We start from the raw sequence: 6562 nt of genomic DNA, 5'->3' as shown, positions 1-6562 counted from the left end.
GGGCTGGTGATGTTTTGTTCATACACCCTACCGAGTGGCAGGGATTTCAACTCAACACCAGCCCGCTTTTCCGCTCCGGGTTAAGCCTTCCTCTGGGACGGCTGTGAATCCGATATCCCGCTTGGATGCGGGCGAGTCTCTTCTTGCTCGTCCCGCGGTCGCTCCGACTGCTCCCCCCGAATCCTTCACCCTCAGACACCGGCACCGTCCATGGGTCGCGCACCAGAAACTGGTGGCCGTTAGCTTTCTGGGGGACTCGGCCGTTGTCCTGATGGCCTTGATGCTCGCTTACGTGATCCGGTTTGAAACCGGCTTGCGGGAAGTCGGCGTCGTGGATTCGGCGATCAGCGTCACCGGCTATTGCGGCCACGTGCTGGTGGGCAGCGCGCTGTTGATCTTCCTGCTGGCGAACTCGCGGCTCCATGATCCTCGGAACTTCCTCGCGGTGCGGAAGACCTTTGCGATCATCGTGAAATCCTGCGTGATCTGGGGCGTTGGCTTCCTGGCCCTCGCGCTCGTTTTGAAAATCGAACCTGCCATCAGCCGCCTGTATTGCGCCATCGGGTGCTCGATTTCCATGGCCGGCCTGCTCGGCTGGCGGTGGTTTCTCTACTGCGTCATGCGCCGCGAATCCTTCGCCACCCCCCTGCGCCAGAAGACCGTTTTCCTGGGTTGGAATGGAGAATGTGATCGTGCCTTGAAGCGCTTTGGAAGCGGCCGGGCCAATCAGATTTCCGTCGCCGGGGCCATTTGCCCGCCCGCCCAGGCTTTCGAGCTGGATCCTCCGTCCGGGGTTCCGGTGTTGGGCCATTATGCATCGCTTCGTCCCATCCTCCGCTCGTCCGGCGCGGACTTGGTGATGGTGGTGGACGGCACTTTGGACCGTCATCAAATGCTCGATCTCGCCGAAACCTGCGGCCGGGAATTCATTGATTTCAAAATCGTCCCGAGCTGTTTCCAGATCCTTGTTTCCGGACTCCGGCTGGAAAGCATTCACGGCATGCCCGTGCTTGGCATCGGGAAAATGCCGTTGCACCACGCGTTCAACAACGCGGCGAAGCGGACGGTGGACATCGTCGGCAGCATCATCGGGCTCGTTGTCTCGGCACCGGTGGTGGCGGTGTTCGCGGCGATCGTCTATCTGGAATCGCCCGGCAACGTGATCTATCGCCAGCGCCGCATCGGCTTGAACGGCCGCCCCTTCTACATTTACAAGATCCGCAGCATGAGGCTCGATGCCGAAGTGGCGGGAACGCCGGGTTGGACGGTCAAGGACGACCCGCGCCGCTTGAAAATCGGGGAGTCCATGCGCGCATGGAACATCGACGAGCTGCCGCAGTTCTGGAACGTCCTGCGCGGAGACATGAGCCTCGTCGGCCCGCGCCCCGAGCGGCCGGAATTGATCGAGGGCTTCAAGGAGGAAATTCCTCATTACAACGTCCGCCACAACATCAAGCCGGGCGTCACCGGTTGGGCCCAGGTCAACGGCCTGCGCGGGGACACCTGCCTGCGCGAGCGGGTGAAATTCGATCTCGATTACATCGAAAACTGGAACTTCGTCCTCGATTTTCAGATCATGATGATGACCCTCTACAAACGCGGCGGCGCATGTTAAGCATGCCTTCCACCGAAGGCATGCCCGAGATTTCCACCGCAGAAACCACCGCCCGCCGCGACCGTTCGATCCGCTTGGCGGTGCTCACGTCCTTCGTCTCGAAGGCGGGCACGATCCTGCTGCAGTTGCTCTCCATCCCGCTCGCCGTGCGGGTGCTGGGGCGAGAGGAATTCGGGCTTTATACCACCGTCAATCTCACGCTCGCCACCATCTCGCTGCTACAGGTCGGCGTGGGCCCCGCGCTGACCCACGGCCTGACCCGCGCCCGCGCCGACGGGGACGAGGCGCGACAACGCGAACTCGGCTCAGCCGCGTTTTTCCTGATGGCCGGCATCGCGTTGTTAGCAGGACTCGCGCTGGCCGCCGTGCTGCTCGCCGTCCCGCTGCCGACCTTGTTCGGCGAGGCGTTCTCCGGCAAGGAATCCGCGCTGCGGCCCGCCTTGTGGGTCGGCCTCGGCTTGTTCCTGATGCTCTTCGTCTTGAATCTCACTGAGCGTGTCCGCGAAGGTCACCTCGAAGTCGCATCCAATAATTTGTGGGGAGCCGCCGGTAATGTCATGGCCGCGATCTTCGTCTCGGTCGGCGTCTGGTTCGTCCCGCAGGTTTGGTTTCTCGTCGTCGCCGTGCATGGCGCGATGGTTCTATCCAAACTCTGCAACACCGTCGCGCTCTGGAAAAAGCATCCGCTGATGATGCCGTCGGTGAAAGCGTTCCGCCTCGCCACCGCCCGGCATTTGTTCTCGGACGGCATCGCGTTTTCCACCTGCTGCCTGGTCACCGGCATCGTCGAGTATAATTTCTGCGGCTGGCTGGTCGGCCGCGACGGTGGCCCGGCGGCCATCGCGCTTTACGGCGTTTTCATTACCCTCACCGTGATGCAGCTCGGATTCGTGGTGATGCTCAGCACGCCCACCTGGCCGGCCGTCGCCGAGGCGCTTGCCAGAGGCGACCGCGCCTGGGCGGTCCGAGCGGCCAGACGGCTCTATCTCTACGGCAGCGGATTCGCCATCTGCTCGGCGCTCGGACTGCTGCTGCTCGGGCCCATCCTGCTGCCTCTGTGGTTAGGCAGGGAGTTTTCCAACATCAGCCGGGTGCTGCTCGGCTGTTACGGCCTCTATTTCATCGCCCACGTCTGGCGTCACATCAACCACGCGATGATGATCGGCACCGGCCAGGTCGGGAAACTGGTCAGAATCCAGCTCGTCGAGTCCGCCTGCGTCGCGGTGTCGGGAGCCATGGCGCTTCACTTCGGCGGGGTCGAGGCACTGCTCGGCACCATGGGGGTGGTGGTCCTGTTATTGACCGGCACCGTCTTGCCGAGGCGGGTCGCCCGCGCGCTTTCAAATCGCTGACGACTTCCATCGACCGGACGCGATGCTTGTTTTTCAAAATGGATCGCCTTGAATCGGCGGCGCTATGAACATTGATCCTATCGGCACGGTTCGCTCGTGCTTCGGCGAGAAATTCGCGGTTCCGCGGCAGCCGGGTTTGTGCCCGAGCGCGTGGGGCAGGCTGGTGTTTCACCCGGCTTACCGCAGCCCGGAGGCGGTCCGCGGGATCGAGGGGTTTTCGCATTTGTGGCTGGTTTTCGGCTTTCATGAAACGGTCGGGCAGGGGTGGAAACCGACGGTCCGCCCGCCGCGGCTCGGCGGGAACCAGCGGATCGGCGTGTTTGCGAGCCGCTCGACTTTCCGGCCTAACGGGCTCGGGCTTTCGCTGGTGCGGTTGGAGGGAATCGACACGACGTGCGCGGACGCGCCGGTGCTGTTGCTGGGCGGGCTGGATCTGTTGGATGGAACGCCGGTTTATGACGTGAAGCCGTATTTGCCCTATGCCGAGGCTTTGCCGGAGGCCACGGCAGGATATGCCGGGGAGGCGATTTCGCGGCTGCCGGTGGAAGTGGAGGCGGCGGCGGCGGAAAATTTCGGGCGCCTGCCCAAGCGGGCGCGGGCGGTGTTGTTGGAAGCGTTGTCGCTGGACCCGCGGCCGGCGACTCAGGTGGCGGATGCGGAGCGGGTTTTCGGCGCGTCGCTGTGCGGCTGCAATGTGCGCTTCACGATCCGCGAGGGTGTGTGCCGGATTTCGGGAATCGAGCCGGCGGAAGGTTCGGGGTTGAGTGCTTAGGAAAACCGAAGTAATTTCCCGCCATGAACGGGATTTGGAGAAAGCTGGCGGTGATCGTTTTTTTCCTGGCGCTGCTGCCGTCCTGCAAGAAGCGCGGCGAGACGGTGAAGTCGGATCTCGGTGAGGCCGGCTATCAACTGACGACGGAGGATTGGTTTCGGGCCAGCCGTGAGAACGATGTTCCGGCGTTGAAGAAGTTCATTTCAGGAAAATTTGCGGTCGACAGCCGGAACGCGGAGGGGGATTCCGCGCTGCATGCGGCGGCGGCCGCCGGGGCGCAGGGCGCGGCGGATTTCCTGCTCAATCGCGGTCTGGCGGTGGACCTTCGCGGCGCGGCGGAGCGCACGCCCCTGATGGCGGCGGTGATGGGCGATCAAACGGGGATGGTGCGTTGGCTGCTCCGACAAGGCGCGGATCCGGGTTTGAAAGATAAGGATGGTTTCAAGCCACTGATGCTCGCCGTGCGCGAGGGCCGTCCCGCCGCGGTGGGCGAGCTGGCCGCTTACCATCGCGAGGACCTCGATCCCGCGCTGTTGCTGGCAGCTCTGGTCGGCCGGGCGGACGTGATCGACGCGCTCACGAACTTCGGCGCGTCCGTTTACGCGCGGATGGAAGACGGGCGGACGCCGCTGATGATCGCCGCGGAAAACGGCCATGCGGATGCGGTGAAGCTGCTCATCGACATCGGATCCAGCCGCTTCACCACCGATCCGGAGGGGCGGACTGCGGCCGAGATGGCGACGGCGTCGGGGCATCCGGAGATTGCCGCGCTGATTTCCCGCGATCCGCTTCCTGCGGATCTGGCCTTGGAGTCTCCGGCGGAAATCGCGAAATCGATGGATGCGTTCGTCGATGCGGTGGACGTGGGGGCGGATGCGGGAAAAGCGACGGTTTCACCGGCAAACGTGCCGCCACGCGCGGCCTCCAAGCCGATCGAGGGCGAGACGCTCAGCAGTCCGGTCGCAAGTCAGCGGGTGCCGCGGAAGTCTCCACCCGCCGGTCCGGCGCTTGCCGAACCGTTTCCCATGCCGCCGCTGGTGATGCGCCATTATCGTGAAAAGGAGGTGCCGGTAAGTGTGAAATCCGTGGCCGGCGAAACCGCCACGGTGCGCATCGCCGGGACTATCCCGCACGAGGTGAGCGTCCGGGCCGGTGAGCCGATTCCCGGTTCGAATCTCGTCATCGTGCGCGTTCAGCGGCGGATGGAGGACAGCAAGCTCAGCCTCGGACGGCCGGTGGAAATTTCCGTGGTGGAAGTCCGGGACCGCTCCACGGGCAGCACGCGCGAGTGGATTTCCGGTGTTCCCTCCAAGGCCCATGACCCGGTCGCGCTGGTGGAAGACGCCGCCACCGGCAAACGCTACCTCGCCTCACCCGGCCAACGTTTCAGAGGAGCCGACGGCGCGGAATATCTCATTTCCGACGTGCGCCCGAACCAAATGGTCATCCAGGAAATCACCAGCGGCGCGGTTCAGACGATCCCCTTGCGCGGACCGCGTGGTTGAGATAGATTCCCCTCTATGGATTCCGACACCATCATCGACCACGGCGAGCCCGTCCGCCAATTCTCCGTCTTGCTTCCCAACCGCGTCGGCGCATTGGCCGCGATGGTGAAACTCTTGCGGTCCCTCGGCATCGAGGTCATCGGCTTGAGCGTCCAGGATTCGCGTGACGCCACGGTGGCGCGGTTGGTGGTTTCCGATCCGGACGGCACCGAGCAGTTGTTCATGGAAAAAGGGATTCCGTTCACCACTTGCGAGCTGATCGTGATCGCGATGCGCGAGTCCGGCCCCGGACTACTTCAGTGCCTCGACACGTTGATGATTGCCGAGACGAATATCGATTTCGCCTACGCGTTGATGCCGAGTCCGGAAGGGCGGTCGATGCTGGCGATGCACGTCGAGGACTACGAGTTCGCGGTGGCCGTCCTCCACCAGAGCGGTTTCAAGCTGATGTATCAGGACGATCTCAGCCGCTGATTCCGAGTCGCGAGAGATAAATTTTTACGCGGCGGTGGCTCGTGGATTCTGGTGACTGGGAGGTTTTGTTATCAACCGTCAGCCCGTGTTTACAAGGGCTGGGCGGCCACTGTTTAAGAACCCCGTATTTTCAATAAGTATGTAACTTTCTAAAAAACAGTCGCTTACGAGGGTGGGTTGGTTGAATTTTTTGAACGAATGATCACGCCGGGGGTCCGATAGTAAGGAACCCTATGAAATTTTTAACAACTGACTATTCATCCTTGGGGACGGTGGGGCACTACCGGATCGATGCCGACCGGCGGATGCGCATCGAGGAATATCAGGGCAAAACGGGCTTGGCGGATTTGAAGTCGGTCATTTCGGCGATGGCGTCCGATCCGTGTTGGTCGGGGGATTTCCACGGGTTGATCGATTTCAGCGAGGCCGAATTGGATTTGGCCACCAACGACGTGCTGCGGCTGGCGCTGATACTCCGGCAGGAGGCGAATCGCTCGCGCGGCTGGCTGGCGTATGTGGCTCCGAACTCCACGACATACGGAATTATCCGGATGCTGGGATACTGGTCGCGCAACACCGACCGCATGCGGATTTTCCAGAGTCGCGAAGAGGCGGAGCGTTGGTTGGAGCTCAATGTGGACCACGTGCCGCCCGGATTCATCAGGGAAGACAGCGTCGAGGAGGTCGTCGCGCTGCGCAATGTGATTTGAGGCAGGCTCCGCGAATCTGACAAATCTTGGTGTCCCCGGAACGCTTTCCCCTCAGCGTGCCAGGATTTGTCGGATCCGTGGTGCCTGACTTCCGGCGCGGAAACACAGGAGTTGCGCCCGGTTCGGCGGCGGGG

At 62.6% G+C, this 6562-nt stretch carries 6 protein-coding genes; all 6 read left to right on the top strand.

Annotation, left to right across the window (positions count from 1 at the left end; all coding sequences use genetic code 11):
- The first annotated feature begins 34 nt into the window (after window positions 1-34).
- Complete coding sequence (locus AC4DF4_RS07770) at window positions 35-1615, top strand: sugar transferase (RefSeq protein ID WP_490047549.1); 1581 nt, start codon at window positions 35-37, stop codon at window positions 1613-1615.
- Window positions 1616-1617: 2 nt separating this feature from the next.
- The gene (locus AC4DF4_RS07765) at window positions 1618-2967 is read left to right on the top strand and encodes an oligosaccharide flippase family protein (protein WP_490047548.1); all 1350 of its coding nucleotides are present in this window, start codon (window positions 1618-1620) and stop codon (window positions 2965-2967) included.
- Window positions 2968-3031: 64 nt separating this feature from the next.
- Entirely contained in the window at window positions 3032-3739 is a 708-nt protein-coding gene (gene tsaA, locus AC4DF4_RS07760; protein WP_490047547.1) for a tRNA (N6-threonylcarbamoyladenosine(37)-N6)-methyltransferase TrmO, read from the top strand.
- 23 nt (window positions 3740-3762) lie between these two features.
- Window positions 3763-5244 (top strand): ankyrin repeat domain-containing protein, encoded by a 1482-nt coding sequence (locus tag AC4DF4_RS07755; RefSeq protein WP_490047546.1) that lies wholly within the window; start codon window positions 3763-3765, stop codon window positions 5242-5244.
- Window positions 5245-5259: 15 nt separating this feature from the next.
- On the top strand, window positions 5260-5718 hold the full coding sequence (locus AC4DF4_RS07750; RefSeq protein ID WP_490047545.1) for an acetolactate synthase: 459 nt from the start codon (window positions 5260-5262) through the stop codon (window positions 5716-5718).
- 233 nt (window positions 5719-5951) lie between these two features.
- Window positions 5952-6428, top strand: a complete 477-nt coding sequence (locus tag AC4DF4_RS07745; RefSeq protein WP_490047544.1) for a hypothetical protein — start codon at window positions 5952-5954, stop codon at window positions 6426-6428.
- Window positions 6429-6562: the final 134 nt, after the last annotated feature.

The sequence above is a fragment of the Luteolibacter sp. genome, assembly GCF_058122085.1.
The sequence above is the reverse complement of the archived record's forward strand: the minus strand, read 5'-3'. Positions and strand labels throughout refer to the sequence as shown.